Origin of the sequence: Brevibacillus ruminantium (assembly GCF_023746555.1) — a bacterium.
Taxonomy (GTDB): domain Bacteria; phylum Bacillota; class Bacilli; order Brevibacillales; family Brevibacillaceae; genus Brevibacillus; species Brevibacillus ruminantium.
In genome coordinates, this window is sequence record NZ_CP098755.1 from 787,934 (window position 1) to 813,945 (window position 26,012).

Sequence of the window (26,012 nt, forward strand, 5' to 3'; positions counted from 1 at the left end):
ACACGCCGTCAGATCGGCTTTATGATGAACCTAACAGTCGAAATCTTCCAAACTTGTCATGATCCATATTAAGAGAGGAGCGAATGGCGTGAGAAAATGGGTAATTGCAGGACTTGTCGCCGCGATGATTTGCAGCTTGTTCACCGTAACGGCAAGCGCGGCGAGCAACCCTCCGTCCTTTGTCAGCGTCGTCATGGACGGACAAAAAATCTGGTTTCCCGATGCGCAAGCATTTGTCGATGAAAACAACCGGACGCTCGTGCCGGTTCGATTCATCGCGGAAAAGATGGGCGCGAACGTAGGCTGGGAGCCCAAAACCATGACCGTACCGATTGAGCGGGACGACCTGCATATTGTGCTTACGATCGGCGAAAGCAAGACGCTCGTCAATGGTAAAGAAGTGGCCTTCGATTCGAAGGCGATCACCAGCGGCGGCCGGACGTTTGTCCCGCTGCGTTTTGTCAGCGAAGCGCTGGGGGCGGAAGTGAATTGGGATAGCCCGACATCGACCGTCTTCATTTCCACACAAGAAGACGCCAATGCGAAGTACGATGAATGGGGCCGCCTGATTCGCACAACCAACCTGCCCAAGAATGCGCAAGATTATCCTTATATACTTGCCGATGTGCCGAATGAAGCCTATGAGATGGCCTATCCCTACTCGCATCCTACGGACAGCAAGGTTTCTTCGGTGCTCTATTCGACCATACCGGAATTCAATAAGAAGAACGTGGACATTTGGATGAGCCGACTGAAAACGTTTGGTGCACTCTGGCTGAACGTGGATTACAAAACGATTGACGATACGTGGGCGCAGGCGGTATTTGCCACGAAAGTGCAAAGCTCCAATGCGGAATTGAAATATATCCGGCGGTATGCGGAGTGGGTGAAAGAAAACAAGATTCAGATCGAAGGATACCTTGATCCCGAGCCTTCCATGATCTACCGGAATGGATTTGGCGATAATTATGTTCGTGCCAAATTCAGAATTAAATTTGTTTCGTTTAAGGAAAACAAAGACTTAATTTACGATGAAAGGTTCCCCAATCAACAAACTTTTGAAAAAGGAGTTTGGTACGAAGGCTACACCGACATCTCGATGTCTACGAATGTGGGAGGCAACTGGGGACCCACGCTAAAAGTAAGTCCGAGTGCAAGTTTATTCTACAACCATACGATGAAAAGGATGGAGTAGAGATATGAACAAATTGCATAAACGATTCTTGAGCATGCTGCTGGCATGCTTATTTTTGTTTTTCTCCATTCCAACCTCTGTTTTCGCGGGACCTCCCGATGTCAGAACTGAAAATGGCACCATCAAATTTAAGATCACCAGTACGGCTGCAACATCGTCCATTAAATACAGAACCGTGGGTTGGACGGTGCGCCGTGACCAATTATGTACGAATTCGACGCCCAAGCAGTGCGGCGATCCGAGAAGCGGCCAACACGCTTCTTTTTTGGACCAGCAAGTACGGCAAGTCGGCCAAGAACCGAATCCGCCCATCCCCGGCCAGCCTGTCACGACCTATTACGAAGTCAGCGAGGCGCTTGTCACGGAAGGCATGTGGAACGCGGGCATGGGCGACATCAAAGACAACGACGACTTATATTTGTATGCCATCATGGTGTCCATCGACGGAAACGGCAACGTGCGCAAAGGGCCATTTTATACGCTGGATGAGATCAAGAGGGCCGAACCTTGGGCGCATCCGGACGACTTGGACGATTATTTCGGCATTCATGTGCCCTATCGAAGCGCGGAATTTCCCGTCGATGTCATTGCGAAAACCGTAGGTGGAAAAGTCATTGAGCAACCGCAAGTTACGTTTCAAAAGGGCAAGTTCAAAGTCGGGGAAACGATCAATCATGAATTTCCCGAAACGATCGAGGATAACGGGAAAACGTATAAAATCGTTCGTTCCTATTTGTCGCCCAAGCAGGACCCGACGCGGAAAGACTGGCTGCAAGAAGACCCGGACACCAATCCGAAGGTGCGAACGCGAAGCTTTACGGTGCATCTGGGCGGAACGGACGCGGTTGCCGAATATGCGGAGAACAATCCGGTGAAAGCCATATATCAGAAGGAAGACGGCACCAAGCTCAAGGAAATGGACAAAGGCGTTTTCGCTACCGGGGATGAGGCGAATCATACGTTCGAAGAGCAAGTCACATATGGCGGTCAAACGTACGAGATCATCCGATCTTACATTACGAACAATAACAAACCCGACGAGAAGCTGTTCATTCAGGAAAAAGGCGACCCCAAACTCAAAGAGCGTTCCATTCTGGTGGGATCGGGCGGCTCCAACTTTATCGGCATTTACAAAATTCCCTCCTCGGTAACGGTCACGTCCCGGATTGAAGCGCCGGAAACGGTCGACCAAAACGTGACCGAAGTGGACGGGAATTTTGTTTTTGAAGTCAAGTCGTTAAAAAATTTGCAGTCATACGAAATCACGGATATTCGAAATGCCAGGCTCGTTCAAACGGGCGACAAAACCGGAAACCTCTCCGGCACGTCAACGAGTAAAACGATTCCGATCAAAATCCCGTTCACGTCCGGCGACAAAGTGAGCGTGCAAATCACCATCGTCGTGAAGGATGTGGACGGCAATACGGGGGATTCGACATCGGACCATACGGTGCGTAAAGGCGACGGGGGCGGAGAACCTCAACCGGGCGATTCCCAGCAGGACGAAGCGATGGAGCCAAACGTTTCTGCCGTCATTCAGGCGGATGCGCGCGGCGCAGAAAAATTTGATGTGCTGCAAGGCATACCGACTTCAGAGAGCCTGTATGTGAACGCTTTGGCCAAATCGTACTTGTATCGCAACACGTTCACGGAAACGACCGGCACAAAGCAGTACACGATTCAGGTGAGTAAAACATATACCCTTACCTGGACGGAGACGCAATCCGGCCCGCCCGATGCAGATGGGAATCCGACGACCATTACCGTTCCGCGTTCAGATACACAGATGGTCACCAAAAACTATTCGATTGAACGCAAGTACAGCTTCTGGACGATTCAAAATCTCGAAGTGTACGGCATTCAGAAGGCGATTGTCTCCAATTATGCGCTTCCGTCGGGAACGGTGACGCTGGAGCCGAATGGCTATGCGCCGCCAACCGTTTCCGCCGCGCATGATGCGTCGCTCAACGCGCATATCATCGATCCGGTCTATTCGAATGTGACGCTTCCCGGACAAACGATTTCCGGCGGTTCCAGCCGGCCTTCCGTACCGAACGAGGACTGGAGGTCAACTGCAGAAAGCGCCATCGGCAAGATCAAGGTGAAAAACGACTCGTTCATTTTTAACGGAAATACAATCATGGACAACCGAATCGTTGAGGAAAAAGCACCGACGCCGGGAGCGATTCCGGCTCCCCCGATGATCGGTCAGGATGTGCTGTACGGCTCTGGCTATGTCATTGATGCCGGAAAAACGAATAAAGCGAATCAACCGAGCACTGGAACCATCTTTTATACACTGGTTAAGGGCATTGGCGGCGGAGAAAACAAGAGCTATCCGATCGGCGGCATTAATCCGGTGACGGTGCATACGCCGGTGGTGAACTACGCCTCGGTGTCGGACGATCAGGCCCACAACCAGAAAACGCAGCCGACTGCCGGGCGATCAGCGCTCATTCTGGACCGGCCCTTTACCGTGATGATTCCGACAAGCGGCCCGCACAAGGACATCAAGGGCTATGGCAATCGGGATTATGCCAAGTATGTGAGGGACAAGCAGGTACGCTTTCCGTTCGATGTGTACAAAGCGGATCGCACGACGTTCGTCCCCAAGGAAACGTGGGTGTCCATCCCGGTCGGCCAGTTGCAGACGACCTTCTACTTGCCCGTTTGGGTGGAGGAGGGGAATTACGACGTGTTATTCCGAACGTTTGCCGAGAACAGCCCGGCATCCTTTACGTCCCAGATGAATGCCAACCTGGACTTGTCCAACCATGTGGCTGCGCAGGTGGTTCCAGTGGAAGTGATCGGCCGTCTCTATGATTTCCGCATCACCGACATTGCCGATTTTGCCTGGGAATCGGTGTTCCGCACCCAAAAGGGCAGCGCGACGCCGACAGGAAACGCCTATTGGGTCGGCACGAAAGGCATTGACGGCGCACCGCGCGGCAATACCCCTCCTTACGTGCTGCCGGTACGGCAAGGCAGTCACCCGGAGAGCGGCAAGAAAAATGTTGCGGTCAAAACGGGTTACCATGTCAAATTCGAAGTCATGACGAAAGGCAACATGTTCGGCTCGGGCGACGGGATTAAAGTCACGCCAACCTTTTACTTCGTGGACAGCAAAGGCCGTAATCGGCAGGAAGTCGATCTTTACTATCATTCAGGCAGTCAGCGGTTTATTCGCATCGGCTCCAGCGACGATGTGGAGAAACGGTATGTGACGCTCGACGCTCGCCTGCGCAATGTGCCGAGGCAGGAGTTGACCGACACCGCCGCAACCCTTTGGTCGTTAAACGGTTCGCCCGGAGACAGGCAGACGTTTATCAATCAGTATATGAAGGATGCGCAGAAGCCGACGTATGTCGGCGGCTATGACATCATGCTGCTGCCGCCTCAGTTTCGGACGTTTGTTGGAAGCACGCAGGTGCCCTCCGGCATTGATGCGGCCCGCGCCAACGCTTCGGTTCAGCGGTGGCGGGGGGACTACAGCTTGCCCGCCGCGCCGTACGTGGTGCCGAAAGGCTTCAATCTGGCCGAGTACGGCCGCACGCACCGGCTGGACGACAATGCGCCCGTATTTCTGAAGGATGGGTACATCATCGTTAATTTCAACATCGAAACGATCCGCAATCAAGACTTGAACCACCCGCATCTGCAATACAAAAACGCGCCGCTGGACAATCAGTGGCGGATGGAAGGGTTTCAGCGCAACTTCGTCGATCCATACGGGGCAACGTTCTCCCTGCTGGACGGCGACGTCGTCTTTTATCATGCCAATTTGTCCAGCTACGACGATTATGGCACAGGGGGAACCCATTAGAGGACACTTCTATACCAGCCGGGAGGAAAAAACATGTTGGAAAGACTGCAAACGGCCGCTTCGGAGGACGCGGCCTATTTTTATTCCGCTTCGATAGAGAAGGATACGAAACGGGGTTGCATCGGGCACCTGCGCGGTTATTTTGGCAGCAGCGGCGAGACGTTCTGGTCAACCTGGTTCGATCATGCTCCAGCGCTTAAAACGCCGGCTTTCCGGGCGGAACTGGATGCGGTTGTGCGGGCATTGACCGAGCAGGGATGGCTTCAAAGCCGCAGCCGAATGCATCAACTTTGCCTGTCGCATCCGGAGGCCCGATTATCGGGGGCGTGGTATTCCGGCGTATACGGCTTTTGTTTTCAAACCGCACGCCATCGGTACTACCTGCGTTGTTTCCCGCATGCGGGAGACTACAATTTCTATCTGTACTGCTACGTCCGGCCGGAGCGTTTGTCGGAACGATCGCCGGAGCGATAACGTCTGCCGAGGAGGAAGTTTATGAATGATCTTACCCGGTATCAACTGCTGGCCAAAGCGAAGGTCCCTCCTGCAGCAAAACTATTGTACAGCTACCTGATGGACCACGCGGGCGGCCGGCATGGCTGCGTCTTGTTGTCCGGCAAAAAGCTGGCTTTGGAGGTGGGTCTCTCTCCGTCCGCTGTCCGCCGAAATCTGCATCGCCTGTAACTTATTGGACTCATTCGGATTACGGCTCGTTATTCCGAGGAAGGCGTTCGCCTGACCAATCAAATAACGTTTCTGTAAGGGAGGTGCTCTCATGACAGCCAAGTTGCAACGCATCGTCGAACTGGCTGCCAGCACGGCTCACACGGTGACGAATCAACCTGAGCGGTGGGCGGATTTTTTGCGGACGGCGGCCTGGAACTATAAATATCCGTTCCAGGATCAACTGTTGATCTACGCACAACGTCCTGACGCGACGGCCTGCGCGCCGATTGACGTCTGGAACAAGCGGCTGGATCGCTGGGTGAAGCGCGGCGCAAAAGGGATTGCCCTGATCGAAGACCGAGGCAACCACCTGGGTCTGCGCCATGTGTTTGACGTATCGGATACCCAGAGCAGACGCCAGCCGCAAGTGTCGCTTTGGCGGTTGCAGGACAGCGATACGGCTCATGTGATCGAAACGCTGGAAAATGCGTTCGGCGCGCCGGATGAGATTGAACCACGTGCGGATCTGCCTGCTGCGTTGCTCGCTGCTGCGCGGAATGCGGTGGATGACAACAGCGCCGATTATGTGGCGGAGTTGATGAAAGAGCGGGAGCACAGTTTGCTGGAAGACCTGGACATACCACATGTGGAATTACTGTTCAAGCAAATGGCCGAAACGGCCGTCGCTTACATGGCGATGACCCGTTGCGGACTCGATCCCGCACATTACATCAGCATCGAGGATTTGTCCGGCATCGGGTATTTCAACACGCTTCCTGTGCTGTCCCACTTGGGCGCAGCGATCAGCGATGTGTCCGAGATGGTGCTGCGGGAAATTGAATCGACCGTCCGGGCGCTGCGCCGGGATGCACAACGTGCAAATGAGGGGCAATCGTTTCATACCCTTGCAAGACCCGATTCCTTGCCGCACAATGAAGCTACCCTGCAAGAAAGGAAGGATGAACATGGAACTGACGTACACGCCGCAAGGGGATTATCTGCTGCCCAACCTGACGCTGAGCGAAGCGGAGACGACCATCGGGAAGTACGGGATGATGCGCAAGACGTTTCTGAAAACCGAGCGGAAGGGCATGTACGCCCATCTGATGTTGTCGGAGCAGTTGAACCGGCATCTGGCGGACATCGACCGGACAGCGCGGGAGCAGATCGACCGGACGATACAGGAGATGCTCGCGTCTCACCCGGCGCCGGACAAGGCGAGCGATCCGCTGGGCTGGACGGGACACATGAACAACCTGAAGCAGCAGGCGGAGGAACTGATTCTCGCGGAACTGATTTATCATTAAAATGGTACGACCGGGAAACGGAGGACCGAAGTCTTCCGTTTTTTCATGACCATGCCATCATCAATGACATGCTCCGAGCCGCGCCGCTGCGGGAGAACAAGTCGGACATCGCAGCATTTTTCCATACTCATGAGGATGAGCGCGAGCGTGTGTTATATGTGCGCGGTTTGTTTCCGGCAGGCATCACCGAACTGACGCTTGATGAAGGCGTACGAGCAGGATTTGAACCGTATCGCAACGTTTTGCACCTGTGGGCGGGGACGGCGGAGGAACGCACGGCGCAAAGCTTTTACGATTGGGGCGTCATCGTCGGGCATATCGCCAGCATGATACTGTTAAACGAATTTGACTTGTCAAAAAGGACAGAACCATCCATCCGGCAACAGACGCTGTGGATGGAACAAGCGGAGGACGCAAAAGCCTCCGCTTTTTTCATGCCGCAAGCGGTCATTGACGCCATTTTGCAAAACGGCAGCGGTTTTGAGAACGGCAAGTATCGCATTGCGCTGCATTTCCAGCAGTCGCTGTCCGCACAGGAGAACGCCGAATTCCTGAAACGGGAATATGGGACCGGCGGGCGTCTTCCCGCGCTGATCGGCACGGATATTCACATGAATTATGACAGCAAAGGCATCACGCTGACCCGCGGATCCATCATGAACCCGGATACTCAAGTCATGCTGCCGTGGATGAAGGTGCAGAAACGTATCGGCGAACTGCTGGCAGCGGGTCGTTACTTGAACCGGCAGGAAGCCGAGCGATTGCCTGCCTTTGCGGAAGAACAGGAGGAAAAGCTGCGGCTGCAAGCGGCGGAATTGGCCAGGCCCGATGCGCCGCAGCCGGATGCATCTTCGGGGCTTTCCCGACCAGACGCACAAGCGGAATCGGAACACACGCCGGTGAATCGGGAACGGGCACGATACGGTTATGACGCGGGCAGCACGGTCTGGATCGGCGCGGACGAATATGAAGTTGTGCAGCTGGAGCAACGAACAGTGACGCTGCAAGACCGTCAGTTCCCGCTCTTCATCAAAGAGGTGAATCGCCGGGATTTTGAGCGAATGCTGCGCGAAAACCCGCTGAACGATCATCTGATTACCGGGGAGCAGGAGCCGGAATGGACTGACGAAACGGCATGGGAAACGGCGGAAGATGCGGTTTTACCGGAAGAGCCGGTGACGGAGGGGCCAGAGACCGTATCGCAGCCAGACACTTCCCTTTCCTCTGATGGTGCGGCCGGCCGCGCCGCGCCAGCCCGTCCGTCTATCCCGGCTGTCAACTACCGGATTACGGATGATGAACTGGGGCATGGCGGCGCAAAAACGAAGTTCAAATGGAACATGGAAGCGATTTGGCTGCTGAACAAGCTGGAGCAGGAGCAGCGGCAAGCGACAGCGGACGAGCAGGCGGTGCTGGCTCGCTATGTCGGATGGGGCGGCATTCCGCAGGCGTTTGACGAAGCGAACACGCAGTGGGCAGCCGAATATGCGGAACTGAAAAATGTGCTGGAGCCGGATGAATATGCATCCGCTCGCGCGTCAACGCTGAATGCCCATTATACGTCTGTGACCGTCATCAAGGCGATGTACGACTGTCTGGAATCGATGGGCTTTCGCAGCGGCAATATTTTGGAGCCGTCCTGCGGCATCGGCAATTTCTTTGGACTGGTGCCGGAGTCGTTCCAAGGCTCGCGGCTGTTTGGCGTGGAACTGGACAGCATTACCGGCCGTATTGCCAGGCAGCTATACCCGCAGGCGTTGATTGCGGTCAGCGGCTACGAACAGACGAATTTGCCGGACAGCTTCTTCGATCTGGCCATCGGGAACGTGCCGTTCGGCGGTTATGGCGTGGCGGATAAACGTTACGACAAGCACAAGTTTCTCATCCACGATTACTTTTTTGCGAAAACACTGGACAAAGTGCGTCCGGGCGGCATTATCGCCTTTATTACGTCCAAAGGAACGATGGACAAGCAGAACCCGGCGGTTCGCAAATATATTGCGGAACGCGCCGAATTGCTCGGAGCGGTGCGTCTGCCGAGCAATGCGTTTCTGGCCAATGCCGGAACCGAAGTAACCGCCGACATAATCTTTTTACAGAAACGGGATCGCATGGTCGCCGTCAGCGAGCAAACCGAAGCATGGCTATCCCTATCCGAGACAGCGGATGGTGTGCCGGTGAATCGCTATTTCGCGGAACATCCCGATATGGTGCTGGGCACCATGGTTTTTGACGACCGGATGTACGGCAACCGGCAGGAAACGTCCTGCAAGCCATTCCCGGACGCCAATCTGGATGAGTTGCTGCACGAAGCGTTGTCCAACATCCATGCCGAATGGGCGGAGCTGGAGCGGGAAGACCAGTCGGAGGAAGAAGAGCCTTCTCTCCCTGCCGATCCGACTGTGCGCAATTTCAGCTTTGCGTTGGTGGATGGACAAATCTACTATCGGGAGAACAGCCGGATGCGGCGCGTGGACACATCCGCTACGGCGGCAGGCCGCATCAAGGGAATGATTCAGCTGCGGGACACCGTGCGCGAGCTGATCGAGTACCAAACCGAAGACTACAGCGATGAGATGATTCAACAGCAACAGCGCAAGCTGAATGCGCAGTATGACCGGTTTACGGCGCAATACGGCCTGATCAACAGCCGCGCCAACAGCCTTGCTTTTTCAGATGACAGTTCTTACTTTCTTCTTTGCTCGCTGGAAATCATCGACGAGGAAGGACGGTTGCTGCGCAAGGCGGATATGTTCACCAAACGCACCATCCGGCAGCGCATCCGCGTGGAACAGGTGGATACCGCTTCGGAGGCGCTTGCCGTTTCCATCGGCGCAAAAGCCCGTGTCGATCTGCCGTATATGGCGCAGCTAACCGGCTGGACGGAAGAACAACTGATAAAGGAGCTGCGCGGCGTCATCTTTCCCAATCCCGAAAATCTGGACGAGGAAGGAAAGCCGATCTACGAAACGGCGGATGCATACTTGTCCGGCAATGTGCGGGAGAAGCTGCGTGTGGCCAGACAGTTTGCCGCATACGATGCCGAACGTTACGGTGAAAACGTCCAAGCGCTTGAAGCGGTGCAGCCGAAAGACCTGGATGCCTCCGAAATTGATGTCCGCTTGGGCGCAACCTGGCTGCCGCCGGAAGACATTCGGCAATTTTTGTTTGAGCTGGTGGACACGCCGCCGATGTATCAGACCTACATCAATGTCATGTATTCCGAATATACGGCTGCCTGGAACGTCAAAGGCAAAAGCGATGACCGCAGCAACAATATCAAGGCGAACGTCACGTACGGCACAAACCGCGTCAATGCGTACAAAATTCTCGAAGATACGCTGAATTTGCGGGACGTGCGCGTATTTGACACCGTGTATGAGGATGGCGTGGAAAAGCGTGTGCTGAACAAGCAGGAAACGGCCATCGCCCAGCAAAAGCAGGAGATGATGAAAGAAGCGTTCCGCGACTGGATATGGCGAGATCCGCAGCGGCGCGAACGGCTGACAAGGCTGTACAATGATCGGTTCAATGCCATCCGCCCACGCGAATACGACGGCAGTCATATCCGATTCACCGGGATGAACCCGGAAATCCGGCTGCGCCAGCATCAGGTCAATGCGGTTGCCCGATCGCTGTATGGCGGCAACTCCCTTTTCGCGCATTGTGTTGGCGCAGGTAAAACCTTCGCGATGACCGCCGCGGCGATGGAGAGCAAACATTTGGGACTGTGCAACAAGAGCATGCTGGTCGTTCCGAACCATTTGACCGAACAGTGGGCGGCGGAGTTTTTGCAGCTATATCCGTCGGCGAATATTCTGGTAGCGACCAAGAAGGACTTTGAAACAAAGAACCGGAAGAAGTTTTGCGCGCGGATTGCCACCGGCGACTATGACGCGATCATCATCGGACATTCGCAGTTTGAGAAAATTCCCATATCGATGGAGCGCCAACGTCAACAACTGGAGGAACAAATTTACGAGATCACAAGCGGCATTCGCGAGCTGAAGGAGGCCAAGGGCGAACGGTACGCGATCAAGCAACTGGAGAAGACGAGGAAGACGCTGCAAACCAAGCTGGCAAAGCTGAACGATACCAGCCGCAAGGATGATGTGGTCACCTTCGAGGAGCTGGGAGTGGATCGGCTATTCGTGGACGAGGCCGATTCGTACAAAAACCTGTTTCTTTACACGAAAATGCGCAATGTGGCCGGACTGTCGCAAACCGAAGCGCAGAAGTCGTCGGACATGTTTGCCAAATGCCGCTATCTGGACGAACTGACCGGAGGCCGGGGTATCATCTTTGCGACGGGTACGCCGATCTCCAATTCCATTACGGAAATGTATACGATGCAGCGCTACTTGCAATATGAGCGGCTGCGAAAGCAAGGATTGCAACATTTTGATTCCTGGGCTTCGACGTTTGGCGAGACGGTCACGGCGATTGAACTGGCACCGGAAGGAACGGGCTATCGGGCGAAAACCCGGTTTGCCCGTTTTTACAATTTGCCGGAACTGATGAATATGTTCAAGGAAGTGGCTGACATCCAGACGGCGGACATGCTCCAGCTTCCCGTACCGAAAGCCCATTTCCACAATGTTGCCGTGCCGCCAAGCGACTTCCAGCGGGAAATGGTCGCGGATCTCGCCCACCGTGCTGAGCGGGTGCGAGCCAAGGAAGTAGAGCCGCACGAAGACAATATGCTCAAGATTACGAATGATGGGCGTAAGCTGGCACTGGATCAACGGCTGGCCAATCCGATGTTGCCCGATGACGAAGGCAGTAAAGTGAGCGTTTGTGCGGACAATGTGTTTCGGCTATGGAAGGAACACGAGGAAAAGCGGCTAGCCCAACTGGTGTTTTGCGATCTATCCATCCCAAAGCAAGACGGAACGTTCAATGTGTATGACGAACTGCGACGCAAGCTGACAGAGAAAGGGGTGCCTACCGAGGAGATTGCGTACATTCACGATGCCAACACCGAGGTGAAGAAAAAGGAACTGTTCGCCAAGGTGCGGACTGGCCAGATTCGTATACTGCTTGGATCGACATTTAAAATGGGAGCGGGCACCAATGTGCAAACGAAGCTGATTGCCCTTCACGACCTCGACTGCCCTTGGCGTCCGCGCGACCTGGAGCAGCGAAGCGGGCGCATTATCCGGCAAGGCAATCAGAACAGCGAGGTGCATATTTTTCGCTATGTGACGGAGAACACGTTCGACGCGTATTTGTACCAGACACTCGAAAACAAGCAGCGCTTCATTTCGCAGATCATGACCAGTAAATCGCCGGTACGTTCTGCTGAGGATATCGATGAAGCAGCCCTTTCTTATGCCGAAGTCAAGGCGCTGGCAACCGGTAATCCGTATATCAAAGAGAAGATGGACCTGGATATCCAGGTTTCCAAGCTTAAGCTGCTCAAGGCTAATCACTTGAGCCAACGCTACGCATTGGAGGATCGGTTGCTGAAAGTATTGCCGCAACAAGTCAAATCTACAGAAGATCGAATTGCCGGGTATGAACAGGATGTCGCTCTATATCTGCGTTCCAAATCGGCTATGCCGGAGGGAACGGATGAATCCAAGTTCCCAGGTATGGTCATTAAGGATTTTACCTACACGGAGAGAGCGGCAGCAGGCGCGGCCTTGCTGGAGGCGTGCAAGGGAATGACTTCATCCGAGCCGCAGGAGGCGGGCAGTTATCTCGGTTTTTCCCTATGGTTATCCTTTGACAGCTTCCATAAAGAATACAAGGCGACCCTGCGCGGCGCATTGGGCCATACCGTCTCGCTAGGGATGGATGCAGGCGGCAACATCACCCGGTTGAACAATATGTTGGCGGATTTGCCAGCCAAACTGGAACATAGCCGCCAGCAACTCTCCACGCTGCTCCAGCAGATGGAAACAGCGAAGGAACAAGTCGAAGCTCCTTTCGAGAAAGAACAGGAGCTGCAAACAAAATCGGCGCGGCTCGCCGAACTGAATGCGCTGCTCAACATGGACAAACGGGAAAACGAAGCCGTGGACAGCGTGCCTGACGATGAACCGGAAGCGCCGGAACGGCGGGTGGTGGGCCGTGAGCGATAACGGCCTGACACCGTCGTTCCTACCCCTGAAAGGGAACTTCTTGCTGACCATTACGGAAAAGAACATGGTATCGGTGCGAGCATTTCACAGATCGAAGATATGCCCGTCCGTTAAAGGTAAAATCACATGATGAATTGGACTCCAGCTTCGGGGTCCTTTTCTTATTTCCGGAGGAATGAACATGTTGTATGCCGTCCCAAGCGGCGGATGCTTTTGTCCGATTTTGCCGCCTTTTGGTTACGGAACCGGCTTGATCGAGGAGGGAGAAACCGTGCCATCGTTGGAGTTGATATCCAAAGAGAAAAACGGATTTGGCGACACGTATTATTACATCCGCGACTCAAACGGGGTGACCAGTCAAGTTCATGAAGGCGATTTAGACGCATTCATGAACAAGAAAGGCGTTACGAAGTTGAAGGAAGGCAGAGCTTATACGTACCCCAAAAAGAGGGGTAAGGCACGATGAACAATATACCCATCGGACGCTGTCTGGATTTCCAAATGGAGCTGCGGCAATGAGCTACGTAAACAAGGAACAGATCGAACGCGCCAAAAGACTGGATTTGCTCACGTATTTGCAAATGTACGAGCCTGCGGAACTGGTACGCTGCTCCCGCAATGTCTACACCACCCGAACACATGACAGCTTGAAAATTTCCAACGGCAAATGGTACTGGTGGTCAAGGGGGATTGGCGGGCGCTCGGCGCTGGATTACCTGATCAAAGTGCGCGGCATGCCTTTTCTCGATGCGGTGCTGCAAATGGAAGGCGTTCATCCCGGCAACATGCTTACGGTTTCGCAATCGTGCCAACAACGCACATCTACGGCGCGGTTGGAGCTTCCAGAACCGTATGAAAACTCTCATCGCGTCATGGCTTATTTGAGCAAACGGGGCATCCACCGCTCGGTGATCGACTACTGTCTGGAAACGGGAAGGTTGTATGAAAGCCGCCGCTACCACAACGCGGTATTCGTCGGTTTTGACCAAGATGGGACGCCGCGCTATGCGGCGATACGCGGTACGACAAGCACCCGTTATATGGGAGAAGTTGCCGGCAGCGACAAGCGGTATTCATTTTCCATTCCGGCCTCGGAAAACAGTACGGAACTGCATCTGTTTGAGAGCGCCATTGATCTCTTATCCTACTGTACGCTGAAACATCTCGCCGGCCGGGATTGGCGGCAGGCGCATAAGCTGTCGCTGGCCGGAATATACAGGCCCAGGACAAATGGGGAGGACTCTACTCCCCCGTCTGCCCTAACGCATTACTTGCAGTGCTTTCCCCAAGTAAATCGACTTGTTCTGCACCTGGATAATGATGAGCCGGGGCGATTGGCGGCAGCCACGATACAGAGGCTCCTCTCCCCCGCCCTTCTCATATCCGATGAGCCGCCTAAGTTCGGAAAGGATGTAAACAACGAATTGATGGAATTCCGAAGAAGACGCGGTGAACCATCCCGATAGCGGTAGACGCTGAACGGTTGGTGTCTTTTTTTATGGGTTACGGAAAATTTTCGCAGCATGTGGATAAGATGTGAATAGATTGAGGATAAGCGCAACTGCATTGATTGTATAGCATGTAATAGGTATAATAAAATCAATATACAGCTATCAAGGAGTGACCAAGATGATTATCAAGCCTTCCGCCAGTATCCGGCAAAACTATAATGAAATCGCCGATCTATGCAAATCGTCGGGGGAACCGGTGTATCTGACCAAGAACGGTGAAGGCGATCTCGTCGTGATGGACATTGAGACGTTTTCCCGTCGCGAGAAGATGTTAAAGCTGCGCGAAGAACTGCTCGCTGTGCAAGAGGATCGTTTGGCGGGCCGTGTTGGTGTGACGCCGGATGAACTGGACGCTTACCTGGAGGGCATTATAGACGAGGTTCAGCATGGAAAAGATGCCCCGTTATAAGATCATCGTTTCCGATCGCGCCCGCCAAATGCTGGCGGTTCATGTGCGATTCCTTGCGGAAAAAAATCCGGATGCGGCGCGAAAAACGAAAAACGAATTGCTGCAAGCGATACGTTCCTTGGCGAAAATGCCGGAACGCTATCCTTTTCTGGAAGCGGAATTTATCCCGTCAAACAAGTATCACAAAATGTTCGTAGATAAATGGTATCTGGTGTTGTATCAGATTCAGGATGAAATCGTGTATGTCGATTTCATTGTAGACTGCCGCCAGGATTACCGCTGGTTGGTGCGATAACAAAAAAGTTCTGAGGGAGACGTCGAGCGGATCGGCGTCTTTTTTGTGTTTTTGGGGTTCTCTCTTGTTCCCGGCAGGTGCTTTGAAGGCGACGCGAGACGAATGTCTCGTGTTGCAGCAAGCACTGAATTTGGCTAGCCAAATTCGCTTGTTAGGGGCAGCGCCCCTAAGACCCCTCCGTTTGGACGCAAAAGTTTCATGACGAGATGGTAGGCAAGACGTATTGTTTATTACGAACAGGATCGCTTTACGAAGCCGGTTTCCGGATGGAGGTCATGCGATGAGGAAACGCAACATTCCTGTTTTGGTTCGTCTTAATGAAAAGGAGCAGCAGCATCTCGCGAGCCAGGTGAAAAAGTCGGGGCTTTCTCAGGAAGCCTTTATTCGTTTCTTAATCAATGGGTATGTCCCGAAGGCGCTGCCGCCGCTGGATTATTACGCGATGATGCGCGAGCTTCACGCCATTGGCAACAATCTCAATCAATTGGCGGCGAGGGCGCACGCGACCGGGCATCTGGATCGGGCTGCTTTTCAACAGGAGGCCGATCAATTGCGCCGCGCTGTTCAGCAGATTCAACAGGCGGTGACTGAACCGGAGCGAAGAACCGAGCAAGCGACTCCAAATGTACATCCGCCGTAAAGGGGGCGTCACGTATGGCAACGACGGCAATATGGGATGTCACCGACCGATTGAAGCGCGTGCTTGATTACGCCACCAATCCCGACAAAACAGCGCAAGATCGCGCCGTGAAGAATGAAGGCTTGCGGCAGGTGCTGGGATATGCAAAAGCGGATGCCAAAACGAAAGAACAGCTTTATGTGAGCGGAATCAATTGCGATCCGCTTACCGCTTACGAGCAAATGCAGCGTACCAAGCGTCAATTTCAAAAGATGGATGGCATAGTCGCGTTTCACGGCTACCAAGCGTTTGCGCCGGGCGAAGCTACGCCGGAGACCGCGCATGCCATCGGCGTCAAACTGGCGCAGGAACTGTGGGGAGACCGTTTTGAAGTCATTGTAGCGACCCATCTGGACAAGGAGCATTTGCACAATCACTTTGTGCTGAACTCCGTCTCCTTTATGGACGGAAAACGGTACTACGACAACAAAGCCTCCTACGCCCTTCTGCGGAGAACATCCGACCGGTTATGCCGGGAACATGCATTGTCAGTAATCGAGCAACCCGAGCCGGGCAAGGCCAAACATTACGGAGAATGGAAAGCGGATCGGGAAGGCAAGCCGACTTGGCGAGGATTGATTCGGACCGATATAGATCAGGCGATTGCGGCATCGATGACATGGACCCAGTTTATCGCCGCGTTGCAGAAGCAAGGCTATGAAGTGAAAACGACCGTGAAGCATATGGCAGTGCGTCCACCGGGCAAGGAACGTTTCGTTCGTTTGCGCAGCTTGGGAGACGACTATACGGAAGAGGCCCTGAAACAGCGGATTTTGCGAAACCGTCTCCCCCGGCGGCAACCGTCTTTACCCATGCCGCGACGCAGGCGCGCCGTTTGCAAAGGAACGCTTCGATCCGGCAGGAAGTTCAGCGGCTTGCAAGCATTGTACCTGCGCTATTTATATGAGATGGGCATATGGCCTCATTTTCGCGCGTCCGTGAGAAGGACGCCTTTTTTATTACGGGAAGACTTGCGGCATTTGGCGGTTATTACCGCGCAGACCAGACTGCTTTGCCAGCACCGTATCTCCAGCAAAGAGCAGCTTTTGGACTATGTATCCGTCGCCCGGCAAGAGATGCGCCTAGTCTCCGGCGAGCGCAGAATGCTATACAACCGCCTCCGCCGCTGCAAGGAGGAAAGCCGGATCGTCGCTTACAAAGAGCAAATAGACGTACTATCCAAGCGGCTTGCCACGCTCCGAAAGGAGGTGAAGCTGTGTGCGGGCATCCTTGCCCGATCCGGTGAAATGATGACTAAACTACATGGCGACAAGCAAAATCAACCATTACGAAGGGAGGATTCCATCCATGAGCAGTGGAGCCGAGGCGGCCGATCAGGTCGTCAACATGAGTCTGCGGGGTATCGAGGTAATGGCCAAGATTTCCGGTGAAGGCGCTAAGCATCTGGCCGTCTATTTGTTTGCCGCCCTGCAAGGGCAGAAGCGGACGAAGGGCAGCATCCGTCTGGAAAGCTTGCTTCGCAGCGGCAAGGAATTGAAAGTGTTTGCCGTCAAAAACGAAGACCTGCCCACGTTCTGCAAGGAGGCCAAACGTTACGGCGTCCTGTACTGTGCCCTGCGGGACAAAAAGAATGTCGATGGATTATGCGACGTGATGGTACGGGCCGAGGACGCGTCCAAAATCAATCGCATTGTCGAACGCTTCAAACTGGCGACCGTGGATACGGCCAGCATTAAAAGCGAAATTGAGAAATCCCGCGCCGGGAATCAGCACGACCAATCAACATCCGGGCAACACCGGCAACAAGCACCGGACCAAACCCGTCAGCAGATGGAGGAACAAAGAGCGGCGGTCAAGGGAACTTCTGCGGAGAAGAGCACCAACGATGTTTTGGACGAACTTATGCAGATGCCCGAATCGGCGCAGCCAACTTCCCCGGCGAACGGCAACCCAAACCCCGCGATGGCGACGACGGAGCCGCCCCATCCGTCCGAGCCTACCTTAGGGCGCAGCGAAGCATCCGCAAGGGGTATGATTGAACCGAAAGCCGAGAAAGTGCAGCAGCGGCCATCGATCCGCGAACTGCTGCGCGAGATCCGGGAAGAAAATCGGAAGGCGGAGAAAGAACGGCGTCAGATGGTCAAGGAATCGTCTCTGCCCAAGCGAAGCGAGCGAAATAATGGAAAAGTGAAGACGGGCAAAACCAAACCAATCGGAACCCGAAAGCGAGGGAAAGCGAAATGAACAATCTGGACGATTTATTCCGGCAGGAAGCATCCGGCCATTCTTCCGCGAATTCGTCCGAGCAACCTTTTGACAAGGAAGCCTGGGCACAAAAAAAGCAGGAACTCAGGCAATGGGCCTACGAGACGATTGATGCCGCCACGACCGCCATCTCGCAAAGCGGCGATGAATTTCAACGATATCTGGATGTGCAAAGCCGTTTCGACCGCTACAGCGTATCCAATGCGCTTCTGATTCTCACGCAGCGGCCGGAGGCGACCCGCATCGCCGATTTCGATTCGTGGAAGGAACAAGGCGTGTTTATTCGCCGCAAGGAAACCGGCTTTTATATTTTGGAGCCGGGCGAGGAGTACCGGAGGGAAGACGGCAGCACCGGCATCAGTTATAACCTTAAAAAGATGTTCGACATCGCGCAAACGACGGCCAACCCAAAACGGGAACAACCGACCTATCCGGACGACCGAATGCGTATCAAAGCCTTGATGGATCGTACCCCTGTCCCGATCGTCATCGGCGATGCGCTCCCACCGGAAACGCATGCGCTCTACCAGCCGGATACGAGAAATATTTTCATTCGCCGAGGCATGGATGCCGGGGACATTTTCCGGTCGCTCGCGCAGGAGCTGGCGCATGCGGAAGTGGATCGCGGCGATGGTCGTTACAGCCGTTCCGAATATACCTTCCATGCTTACTGCGCCTCTTACATGCTGTGCAAACAGTTCGGCGTAGACACGTCTTCCTTTCGTTTCCATCGAGTGCCGGAGAAGCTGAAGAACATGGAGCCGCAGCAAATCCGCACCGAACTGGCAGTGATGAAAGATACCGCGCACGACATTGCCCGCAGGATGAACCGGATGCTGGCGCAGCAGCGGCAGCAGCATCGGACAGAACCAGCAAGATAGGAGCGCCGCGCGGGACATGTTCAATTTTTGTTCAGGAGGGAGCGCCTGTGAAGGAAGAAGAACGGATTCTCTGTTTGGATCATTACGAGCATGGCATTGTGGTGCATGCGCTGAATGCGCTGCGTAACGATTTGATCGGCGAGAAGCGCCCCACCGATGCCGTCGATGAACTGTTGCTCAAAACGATTGAAGCCCCTTATCAAAAACATAAACGCCGGAGTCACCATGAGGCGCGTTGAAACCGCAAGGAGTCATTTGATACTCTTTGCGGTTTTTTTGATTCCCGTCGTTTGGGCGGCATTGCTCACCGCTCCTTTTCTTTCCAGGGGGCTGCCGGCGATTGTGGAGCATCTGAGCGTGGCGATCTACCGCCCTTTTGACATCCGATGGGTGGAAGACACGCCCCGCTGTCTGCTCTTTTTTACGCTGGCTTATGGACTCGGCGTTGGAGTTTATCTGGCTTCTCCGCGAAACTACCGGCGTAGGGAGGAGCACGGCAGCGCCCGTTGGGGCCGGGCGAAAAGTATTTGCGCCAAATATCGAAGCAAGCAGCAGGAACAAAACAAAATTTTAACCAAGCAGGTTTGCATCGGACTCGACGGTCGCAAGCATCGCCGGAATGTGAATGTGCTTGTCGTAGGCGGTTCCGGCTCCGGCAAAACGCGCTTTTACGCCAAACCGAACGTCATGCAGGCGCATACGTCCTTCGTCGTTCTCGACCCGAAAGGCGAAATCTTGCGGGATACAGGCCATCTGCTCAAGGCCAAAGGGTATAACATCAAGGTGCTCGACCTGATCAATCCGCACCGCTCCCACGGCTACAACCCTTTCGCCTATTTGCACGACGACAAGGATGTGCTGAAACTGGTCACCAACCTGATACGCAATACAACGCCGAAGGGCAGCAACACGAATGACCCGTTCTGGGAACGGTCCGAAACGGCGCTGTTGGAGGCGCTCATGTTGTATTTGCTTTATGAAGCGCCGCCGGAGGAACAGAATTTTCCGATGGTGATGGAGATGATCGCCGCAGCCGAAGTGCGGGAAGAAGACGAAACCTACCAGAGTCCGCTGGACGAGTTGTTTGAACGGCTGGCCATGCGCGACCCGGAGCATTTGGCGGTCAAACAGTACAACATCTTCAAGCTGGCGGCGGGGAAAACGGCCAAATCGATTTTGATCGGCCTCGGCGTTCGGCTGGAGAAGTTCAACTTGCATTCGATCGCCGGGATGAGCCTGGTCGATGAAATGGAATTGGCTGTCATGGGAGAAAAGAAGACGGCGCTGTTTGCCGTCATTCCCGACAACGACAGCAGTTTCAACTTCATCGTCGGGATGCTCTACACCCAGCTTTTCCAATGCCTGATGTATGAGGCCGACTACCGGCACGGCGGACGCTTGCCGGTGCACGTGCATTTCGTGATGGACGAATTCGCCAACGTTGCCTTGCCCGATGAATTCGACAAGCTGCTCTCCACCATGCGCAGCCGCGAGATTTCGGTTTCCATCATCCTGCAAAATTTGGCGCAGCTCAAAGCGCTGTATAAGGAGTCGTGGGAATCGATCGTGGGGAACTGCGACGTGTTTTTGTACCTGGGCGGCAATGAACAATCCACCCACAAATACGTCTCGGAGCTGCTAGGCAAGGAAACGATCGACACGAACACATACGGCCAAAGCAAGGGCCGCAGCGGCAGTTATTCGATCAACTATCAGTTGTCCGGCCGCGACTTGCTTACGCCCGATGAGGTGCGGCTTCTCGATAACCGCTATGCCCTGCTCTTTATTCGCGGCGAGCGTCCTGTTCAAGACGACAAATACGATTTGCTCAGGCATCCCCATGTCGCGCTCACGACGGATGGCAAAGGTCCTCCCTTCCAGCATGGCGGCACGGAACACGCTTTGGATTGGCGAACCGTGACGCTTGATGAAAACGGAGAGTATGAGCTTCTATCGGAAGAAGACATGGAGTCGCTATTTTTACGAAGGGAATGATGAAATTGAAAATCAAAAGGAAACGGCTGCTGGCGCTGTACATCATGCTGATGTTAACGGGAACCGTATTCGTCTCTACCGCTTATGCCGAGGGCGATCCGATGACGACGGTCAATAATTTGTCCACTTTCATATTCGGCTTAATCCGGGCCATCGGCATGATCATACTCGGCTTCGGCATTGTCCAGATCGGATTGTCGCTCAAGTCTCACGATCCTTCCCAGCGAGCGAACGGGTTCCTGACGCTCGCCGGCGGGATTATCATTACTTTCACGAAGGAAATTCTTACCCTGATTGCCGGATAAACGGGAGTCGCAAATGAGGGGAACGGACGGTTTGTCCGTTCCCCGTCTACAGAAAAGGGGTGAGAATATGGCCAAAAACAGTTGGATTATTGACAATCTCGAACATGCGCTCGATACGTGGAACGAGAAAATGAACGAAATCTGGCAGCTTGTCACCGAGTCGCCGGCCGACTTCAAGGGCGGCGGCGTTTGGCGCGTCATTACCGACATTCACGGCGCGTTGCAGGCGACGGGATTGGCGCTACTGGTCTTGTTTTTTGTGATTGGCGTGGTGAAAACGACCGGCAGTTTCGCCGAAATGAAAAAGCCGGAGATGGCCGTCAAGCTGTTTATTCGCTTTGTCCTGGCCAAAGCGGTCGTCACCTACGGGCTGGAGCTCATGATGGCGCTGTTTACCATTGTTCAGGGAATCATCTCCACGATGATGGGACGTTCCGGGTTTGGAAAGACGGAGGCCATGACCTTGCCGAACACCATTGCAAAAGCGATTGAAGACGTCGGCTTTTGGCAAAGCATTCCGCTGTGGGTCGTCTCCCTTCTGGGCAGTCTGTTCATCATGGTGTTGTCTTTTGTGATGATACTCTCGGTGTACGGACGGTTTTTTCGCATCTATTTATATACGGCCATCGCTCCCGTTCCGCTCTCCGCCTTTGCCGGGGAGCCGAGCCAAAATATCGGCAAATCGTTTCTCAAAGGGTATGCAGCCGCTTGTCTGGAGGGAGCGATTATCGTACTCGCCTGCATCATCTACTCCGCCTTTGCCTCCGCTCCCCCGGCGGTCGATGAAGGCGCAGGCGCGGTTACGATGGTGTGGACGTACATTGGCGAGTTGATTTTCAACATGCTGGTACTCGTGGGGACGGTCAAAATGGCGGACCGGGTGGTGAGGGAGATGATGGGGCTGTAGCTTCATTCCGATTCTTCGCCTAACAATTCCCGGACGGAAACATCCAGCGCTTTGGCAATCGCAACGACTTCGTAGTCTTGGACAAGCCGATACTGCCCTTCCAGACGCGAAAGACTGGTAGGACTGATGTCGAGACCAGCCGTTTGCAGTCTGGCGAGAAACTCCTTTTGTTTCATCCCCTTTGCCTTGCGGATGGCAACGACTCTCACGCCGATTATATTTTTGTCGCCTGGCGGTTCTTTTCGATGTTTCATTTGTATGCACCTCACATTACAAGCAAAATTGTACTTGAGTGCATCATTGTTTTAATGCGAATATCGCATTAAAATGAAATAAACCGATTTTCGCAATAAAATGTAGAGATACTCTATCATTTAGACAGCCAGGAACGCCGATCTAATGAAGACGCTGGGAGGCCGACCGATGACACGTTTGCTTGGTCAATTGGAGGAGGAAAGAAGGAAGTTGAACGAACTCGGGAAAAAATCTCTTGATCAGGGAATTCCTCTGTTCGAGAATGAGGCGGTTCAGGCTCAAAGCCGGAAGGTGGACGAATGGATCGTCCAGTGGCTTCAAAGGAAGTCCGGACGAGAGCATCAGCTGCGCTAGATCGCATTCGCACAAGGAGGGGGATGTCAATGGAGTTTCCGTTATGGTTTCAAAATGCGATCCAGCGGCGGCTGGACCACGTTTCAGCTCGGATCGAACGCCATCCCGAGTTGCGCAGATGTCGCGATGAAGAGGGATCGGCTTTTCAAGCGATGTTTTCCGGCGTGGAGATGACGCAGTTGCCGGCGTTTATGGAATGGGAGGACAAACAACATTTCACAAGGGCATTAGAGAATGAACGCTTGTATTTACAGGGGATGAGAGACGGCGCTCAGCTTGTATTTGCGCTTTTGGCCGATCCCCTTCCATCCGGCGATGAGTTGTTGGCAAGATCGAAAAAGACAGAGCCAACAACGGTTAAATCGGAGGATGGGGCCGAGCTGTAGACCATAGCGAGCATCGTTAATGGGAGGACTTCAAATGGAAGTGAAAATCAACCGGGAAATCCGGGATTATACGGAAAGCTTATTCTTTGGACTGTCCTTGCGGCAGTTCTTTTTTTCTGTGCTGGCTGTCGGCGTGGCGATCGTCCTTTATTTTGGACTGCGCGGACGCTTTGGTTTGGAAACGCTCAGTTGGATGTGCATTATGGGGGCCGCGCCTTGCGCAGCCTTGGGTTTCATCAACTATCACGGCATGACGGCCGAGCAGTTGCTTTGGGCGTATGTGAAGTCGGAATTTCTGCTGCCAAGGCGATTCGTCTTCTATTCGACCAATATTTATGTTGAAGCGCTGAAAAAGAGCATGCAGTATCATGAGCAGGAAAGGATGAAGCGCCGTGATTAAAACGCTCAGACGCATCATCAAGCAGGACAAGGAACGATTTGTTATCCCGAAAGGCGTTCAGCAAGTCATCCCGATTCGCGCCCTTTGGCCGGACGGGATTTTTTTTGTCGGCAACAAGTTCTCCAAATCGTATCGGTTCGAGGACATCAACTACGCCGTAGCGTCCAGGGAAGACAAGGAAGCGATGTTTTTGTCTTATTCCGAGCTGCTCAATTCCTTTGACAGCGGAGCGACCACGAAGATCACGATCCATAACCGGCGTATGAATCGGACCGATTTTGAAAGCTCGATTCTGATTCCGCTTCGGCAAGACCATCTTGATGTGTACCGGCAAGAGTACAACGAGATGTTGCTCGCAAAGGCCATCGGCGCGAACGGAACGATTCAGGAAAAGTACGTTACCATTTCTGTCGCCAAGAAAAATGTGGAGGAAGCCCGCCAATACTTCGCGAGGGTCGGAACCGAATTGATGTCGCATTTTTCCCGTCTCGGTTCCAAATGTATCGAACTGGATGCAACCGACCGTCTGCGCATTTTCCATGATTTCTTTCGGATTGGCGAGGAAGCGGATTTTCGTTTCCATCTGTCCGAAACAATGCGCAAGGGGCATGATTTCAAGGATTACATTTGCCCGGATACGTTCGAGTTTGAAAAAGATCATTTTCGGATGGGCAACTTTTTTGGCCGCGTCATCTTTCTGCGGGAATACGCCAGCTATATTAAGGACAGCATGGTGTCCGAGCTTTGCGACCTGAACCGGAATTTGCTGCTGTCGCTGGATATCATCCCGATTCCGACCGACGAGGCCGTTCGTGAGGTGGAGAGCCGTTTGCTCGGCGTGGAGACAAACATTACCAACTGGCAGCGGCGACAAAACCGGAACAACAATTTTTCTGCCGTGGTCCCTTACGATATGGAGCAGCAACGCAAGGAGAGCAAAGAATTTCTGAACGACTTGACCACCCGCGACCAGCGGATGATGTTCGGCCTGCTGACGATGGTCCATATCGCGGACAGCAAGGAGCAGCTCGACAGCGATACGGAGGCGCTGCTCACAACCGCCCGCAAGCATTTGTGCCAGTTTTCCACGCTTACCTACCAGCAAATGGACGGTCTGAATACGGTGCTCCCCTACGGCTTGCGGAAGGTTCACGCTTTGCGGACGTTAACGACGGAAAGCACGGCTGTCTTTATTCCGTTTCGGGCGCAGGAAATCGTGCATCCGGGCGGCATTTACTACGGACAAAATGTGATCAGCAAAAACATGATTATTGCCAACCGCAAGCAACTGTTGAACGGAAACAGCTTTATCCTCGGCGTATCCGGTTCCGGCAAAAGCTTTACCGCGAAACGGGAAATCGTCAACCAGATGCTGGCCAGCGACGACGATATTATTTTGATCGACCCGGAACGGGAATACTCCGCACTGGTGAACGCATTGGGCGGCGAGACGATTCATATATCCGCCACTTCGCCCAACCATATCAATGCGATGGATATGAATCGTCAATATGGCGATGGAGCCAATCCGATCATTCTCAAATCGGAATTCGTCCTCTCGTTATGCGAGCAGTTGATTGGCGAATATCAACTGGGAGCGAAGGAAAAGTCGCTCATTGACCGCTGCACCGCCAGCGTGTACAGGAAGTATTTGCAGAGCAACTATAAGGGGCAGCCGCCGACGCTTCAGGACTTTCGCGCGGAGCTGCTCAAGCAATCGGAGCCGGAAGCGCAGGACATCGCGCTTGCGATTGAACTTTTTACTTCTGGCAGTTTGAATACGTTCGCCAAGCCGACCAATGTCAATGTCCATAACCGGCTCATCTGCTACGACATTCTCGACTTGGGCAAACAGCTCCTCCCGATTGGCATGCTTGTTGTTTTGGACAGCATCCTGAATCGGATTACACAAAATCGGGTTAAAGGCAAAAATACGTTTATCATTATTGACGAAATCTATCTTTTGTTTCAGCATGAATACAGCGCCAACTTTCTGTTCACGCTTTGGAAGCGCGTCCGAAAGTATGGCGCTTTTTGTACGGGAATTACGCAAAACGTGGATGATTTGCTGCAAAGCCATACGGCCCGGACTATGCTGGCGAACAGCGAATTTATCGTCATGCTGAATCAGGCCAGCACCGATCGGATGGAGCTTGCCGGGCTTCTCAATATTTCGGACCTGCAACTCTCCTATATTACCAATGTTGACGCCGGGAATGGATTGATGAAGGTAGGCAGTTCCCTTGTGCCGTTTACCGACAAGTTCCCGCGGAACACGAAACTGTATCGCCTGATGACGACGAAGCCTGGGGATCATTAACAAACAACAGTA

The 26,012-nt window shown here is 53.6% G+C and carries 25 protein-coding genes; 22 read left to right on the plus strand and 3 right to left on the minus strand.

Annotation, left to right across the window (positions count from 1 at the left end; translation table 11 throughout):
• Positions 1-88: 88 nt before the first annotated feature.
• The 4 genes from NDK47_RS04035 to NDK47_RS04050 are packed head-to-tail and all read left to right on the plus strand — an operon-like array spanning position 89 to position 5,702.
• The gene (locus tag NDK47_RS04035; protein WP_227872726.1) at positions 89-1,195 is read left to right on the plus strand and encodes a copper amine oxidase N-terminal domain-containing protein; all 1,107 of its coding nucleotides are present in this window, start codon (positions 89-91) and stop codon (positions 1,193-1,195) included.
• Positions 1,196-1,199: 4 nt separating this feature from the next.
• The gene (locus NDK47_RS04040) at positions 1,200-5,018 is read left to right on the plus strand and encodes a DUF5704 domain-containing protein (RefSeq protein WP_251873624.1); all 3,819 of its coding nucleotides are present in this window, start codon (positions 1,200-1,202) and stop codon (positions 5,016-5,018) included.
• Positions 5,019-5,051: 33 nt separating this feature from the next.
• Positions 5,052-5,492, plus strand: a complete 441-nt coding sequence (locus NDK47_RS04045) for a hypothetical protein (RefSeq protein ID WP_227277948.1) — start codon at positions 5,052-5,054, stop codon at positions 5,490-5,492.
• A gap of 21 nt (positions 5,493-5,513) precedes the next feature.
• On the plus strand, positions 5,514-5,702 hold the full coding sequence (locus NDK47_RS04050) for a helix-turn-helix domain-containing protein (protein WP_227277949.1): 189 nt from the start codon (positions 5,514-5,516) through the stop codon (positions 5,700-5,702).
• Positions 5,703-5,721: 19 nt separating this feature from the next.
• Here NDK47_RS04050 and NDK47_RS04055 read toward each other — a convergent pair whose 3' ends face one another.
• On the minus strand, positions 5,722-6,330 hold the full coding sequence (locus tag NDK47_RS04055; RefSeq protein ID WP_227277950.1) for a hypothetical protein: 609 nt from the start codon (positions 6,328-6,330) through the stop codon (positions 5,722-5,724).
• A gap of 6 nt (positions 6,331-6,336) precedes the next feature.
• A complete protein-coding gene (locus tag NDK47_RS04060) occupies positions 6,337-6,585 on the minus strand; it encodes a hypothetical protein (protein WP_227277951.1) in 249 nt (82 codons plus the stop codon).
• Positions 6,586-6,649: 64 nt separating this feature from the next.
• Here NDK47_RS04060 and NDK47_RS04065 point away from each other — a divergent pair, with 64 nt between their 5' ends.
• The 14 genes from NDK47_RS04065 (at position 6,650) to NDK47_RS04130 (ending at position 22,285) form a co-directional block, all read left to right on the plus strand.
• A complete protein-coding gene (locus NDK47_RS04065; RefSeq protein WP_227277952.1) occupies positions 6,650-6,991 on the plus strand; it encodes a TnpV protein in 342 nt (113 codons plus the stop codon).
• A gap of 3,581 nt (positions 6,992-10,572) precedes the next feature.
• Positions 10,573-13,077, plus strand: a complete 2,505-nt coding sequence (locus tag NDK47_RS04070) for a helicase-related protein (RefSeq protein WP_251875975.1) — start codon at positions 10,573-10,575, stop codon at positions 13,075-13,077.
• Positions 13,078-13,258: 181 nt separating this feature from the next.
• Positions 13,259-13,543: a hypothetical protein gene (locus NDK47_RS04075; RefSeq protein ID WP_251873625.1), complete on the plus strand. Its 285-nt coding sequence runs from the start codon at positions 13,259-13,261 to the stop codon at positions 13,541-13,543.
• Between the two features lie 49 nt (positions 13,544-13,592).
• Positions 13,593-14,543 (plus strand): DUF3991 and TOPRIM domain-containing protein, encoded by a 951-nt coding sequence (locus tag NDK47_RS04080; protein ID WP_124331899.1) that lies wholly within the window; start codon positions 13,593-13,595, stop codon positions 14,541-14,543.
• 163 nt (positions 14,544-14,706) lie between these two features.
• Positions 14,707-14,997, plus strand: coding sequence for a type II toxin-antitoxin system Phd/YefM family antitoxin (locus NDK47_RS04085; protein ID WP_036623502.1), 291 nt, complete (start codon positions 14,707-14,709; stop codon positions 14,995-14,997).
• Positions 14,975-15,292 (plus strand): type II toxin-antitoxin system RelE/ParE family toxin, encoded by a 318-nt coding sequence (locus tag NDK47_RS04090; RefSeq protein ID WP_251873626.1) that lies wholly within the window; start codon positions 14,975-14,977, stop codon positions 15,290-15,292. The genes NDK47_RS04085 and NDK47_RS04090 overlap by 23 nt, the downstream gene beginning before the upstream one ends.
• Positions 15,293-15,572: 280 nt before the next feature.
• Complete coding sequence (locus tag NDK47_RS04095; protein WP_144871751.1) at positions 15,573-15,932, plus strand: plasmid mobilization protein; 360 nt, start codon at positions 15,573-15,575, stop codon at positions 15,930-15,932.
• A gap of 14 nt (positions 15,933-15,946) precedes the next feature.
• Entirely contained in the window at positions 15,947-17,362 is a 1,416-nt protein-coding gene (locus tag NDK47_RS04100; protein WP_144871749.1) for a relaxase/mobilization nuclease domain-containing protein, read from the plus strand.
• Entirely contained in the window at positions 17,280-18,176 is an 897-nt protein-coding gene (locus tag NDK47_RS04105; protein WP_144871747.1) for a PcfB family protein, read from the plus strand. Before NDK47_RS04100 ends, NDK47_RS04105 begins: the two co-directional genes overlap by 83 nt.
• Positions 18,173-19,078 carry a hypothetical protein gene (locus tag NDK47_RS04110; RefSeq protein ID WP_144871745.1) on the plus strand — a complete coding sequence of 302 codons (906 nt, stop codon included), beginning with the start codon at positions 18,173-18,175 and terminating at the stop codon, positions 19,076-19,078. Before NDK47_RS04105 ends, NDK47_RS04110 begins: the two co-directional genes overlap by 4 nt.
• 47 nt (positions 19,079-19,125) lie before the next feature.
• A complete protein-coding gene (locus NDK47_RS04115; protein WP_144871743.1) occupies positions 19,126-19,317 on the plus strand; it encodes a hypothetical protein in 192 nt (63 codons plus the stop codon).
• Complete coding sequence (locus tag NDK47_RS04120) at positions 19,304-21,073, plus strand: VirD4-like conjugal transfer protein, CD1115 family (protein WP_251873627.1); 1,770 nt, start codon at positions 19,304-19,306, stop codon at positions 21,071-21,073. Before NDK47_RS04115 ends, NDK47_RS04120 begins: the two co-directional genes overlap by 14 nt.
• Positions 21,073-21,378, plus strand: coding sequence for a glutamyl-tRNA amidotransferase (locus tag NDK47_RS04125; RefSeq protein ID WP_144871767.1), 306 nt, complete (start codon positions 21,073-21,075; stop codon positions 21,376-21,378). Before NDK47_RS04120 ends, NDK47_RS04125 begins: the two co-directional genes overlap by 1 nt.
• 67 nt (positions 21,379-21,445) lie before the next feature.
• On the plus strand, positions 21,446-22,285 hold the full coding sequence (locus NDK47_RS04130) for a VirB6/TrbL-like conjugal transfer protein, CD1112 family (protein WP_198828581.1): 840 nt from the start codon (positions 21,446-21,448) through the stop codon (positions 22,283-22,285).
• Positions 22,286-22,287: 2 nt separating this feature from the next.
• On the opposite strand, the gene NDK47_RS04135 is transcribed toward NDK47_RS04130, so the two are convergent.
• Positions 22,288-22,539 carry a helix-turn-helix domain-containing protein gene (locus NDK47_RS04135; protein WP_054819090.1) on the minus strand — a complete coding sequence of 84 codons (252 nt, stop codon included), beginning with the start codon at positions 22,537-22,539 and terminating at the stop codon, positions 22,288-22,290.
• Positions 22,540-22,708: 169 nt separating this feature from the next.
• Between NDK47_RS04135 and NDK47_RS04140 the strand changes: the two genes are divergently transcribed.
• The 4 genes from NDK47_RS04140 to NDK47_RS04155 are packed head-to-tail and all read left to right on the plus strand — an operon-like array spanning position 22,709 to position 26,000.
• The gene (locus tag NDK47_RS04140; protein WP_127486765.1) at positions 22,709-22,894 is read left to right on the plus strand and encodes an aspartyl-phosphate phosphatase Spo0E family protein; all 186 of its coding nucleotides are present in this window, start codon (positions 22,709-22,711) and stop codon (positions 22,892-22,894) included.
• Positions 22,895-22,923: 29 nt separating this feature from the next.
• Positions 22,924-23,280: a hypothetical protein gene (locus NDK47_RS04145; RefSeq protein WP_144871737.1), complete on the plus strand. Its 357-nt coding sequence runs from the start codon at positions 22,924-22,926 to the stop codon at positions 23,278-23,280.
• A gap of 34 nt (positions 23,281-23,314) precedes the next feature.
• Positions 23,315-23,680, plus strand: coding sequence for a PrgI family protein (locus tag NDK47_RS04150; RefSeq protein ID WP_198828582.1), 366 nt, complete (start codon positions 23,315-23,317; stop codon positions 23,678-23,680).
• Positions 23,673-26,000: a VirB4-like conjugal transfer ATPase, CD1110 family gene (locus tag NDK47_RS04155; RefSeq protein WP_227277955.1), complete on the plus strand. Its 2,328-nt coding sequence runs from the start codon at positions 23,673-23,675 to the stop codon at positions 25,998-26,000. The genes NDK47_RS04150 and NDK47_RS04155 overlap by 8 nt, the downstream gene beginning before the upstream one ends.
• Positions 26,001-26,012 lie beyond the last annotated feature (12 nt).

Bases quoted from the DNA above. Each gene is read 5' to 3' on its own strand.
- NDK47_RS04105 (WP_144871747.1), top strand. From the start codon at position 17,280: ATGAGCAGTGGAGCCGAGGCGGCCGATCAGGTCGTCAACATGAGTCTG.
- NDK47_RS04060 (WP_227277951.1), bottom strand. From the start codon at position 6,585: ATGAAACGATTGCCCCTCATTTGCACGTTGTGCATCCCGGCGCAGCGC.
- NDK47_RS04080 (WP_124331899.1), top strand. From the start codon at position 13,593: ATGAGCTACGTAAACAAGGAACAGATCGAACGCGCCAAAAGACTGGAT.
- NDK47_RS04085 (WP_036623502.1), top strand. From the start codon at position 14,707: ATGATTATCAAGCCTTCCGCCAGTATCCGGCAAAACTATAATGAAATC.
- NDK47_RS04065 (WP_227277952.1), top strand. From the start codon at position 6,650: ATGGAACTGACGTACACGCCGCAAGGGGATTATCTGCTGCCCAACCTG.
- NDK47_RS04090 (WP_251873626.1), top strand. From the start codon at position 14,975: ATGGAAAAGATGCCCCGTTATAAGATCATCGTTTCCGATCGCGCCCGC.
- NDK47_RS04125 (WP_144871767.1), top strand. From the start codon at position 21,073: ATGAAATTGAAAATCAAAAGGAAACGGCTGCTGGCGCTGTACATCATG.
- NDK47_RS04120 (WP_251873627.1), top strand. From the start codon at position 19,304: ATGAGGCGCGTTGAAACCGCAAGGAGTCATTTGATACTCTTTGCGGTT.
- NDK47_RS04040 (WP_251873624.1), top strand. From the start codon at position 1,200: ATGAACAAATTGCATAAACGATTCTTGAGCATGCTGCTGGCATGCTTA.
- NDK47_RS04055 (WP_227277950.1), bottom strand. From the start codon at position 6,330: ATGTGGTATGTCCAGGTCTTCCAGCAAACTGTGCTCCCGCTCTTTCAT.
- NDK47_RS04150 (WP_198828582.1), top strand. From the start codon at position 23,315: ATGGAAGTGAAAATCAACCGGGAAATCCGGGATTATACGGAAAGCTTA.
- NDK47_RS04140 (WP_127486765.1), top strand. From the start codon at position 22,709: ATGACACGTTTGCTTGGTCAATTGGAGGAGGAAAGAAGGAAGTTGAAC.
- NDK47_RS04110 (WP_144871745.1), top strand. From the start codon at position 18,173: ATGAACAATCTGGACGATTTATTCCGGCAGGAAGCATCCGGCCATTCT.
- NDK47_RS04130 (WP_198828581.1), top strand. From the start codon at position 21,446: ATGGCCAAAAACAGTTGGATTATTGACAATCTCGAACATGCGCTCGAT.
- NDK47_RS04070 (WP_251875975.1), top strand. From the start codon at position 10,573: ATGAACCCGGAAATCCGGCTGCGCCAGCATCAGGTCAATGCGGTTGCC.
- NDK47_RS04045 (WP_227277948.1), top strand. From the start codon at position 5,052: ATGTTGGAAAGACTGCAAACGGCCGCTTCGGAGGACGCGGCCTATTTT.
- NDK47_RS04135 (WP_054819090.1), bottom strand. From the start codon at position 22,539: ATGAAACATCGAAAAGAACCGCCAGGCGACAAAAATATAATCGGCGTG.
- NDK47_RS04095 (WP_144871751.1), top strand. From the start codon at position 15,573: ATGAGGAAACGCAACATTCCTGTTTTGGTTCGTCTTAATGAAAAGGAG.
- NDK47_RS04100 (WP_144871749.1), top strand. From the start codon at position 15,947: ATGGCAACGACGGCAATATGGGATGTCACCGACCGATTGAAGCGCGTG.
- NDK47_RS04145 (WP_144871737.1), top strand. From the start codon at position 22,924: ATGGAGTTTCCGTTATGGTTTCAAAATGCGATCCAGCGGCGGCTGGAC.
- NDK47_RS04075 (WP_251873625.1), top strand. From the start codon at position 13,259: ATGTTGTATGCCGTCCCAAGCGGCGGATGCTTTTGTCCGATTTTGCCG.
- NDK47_RS04050 (WP_227277949.1), top strand. From the start codon at position 5,514: ATGAATGATCTTACCCGGTATCAACTGCTGGCCAAAGCGAAGGTCCCT.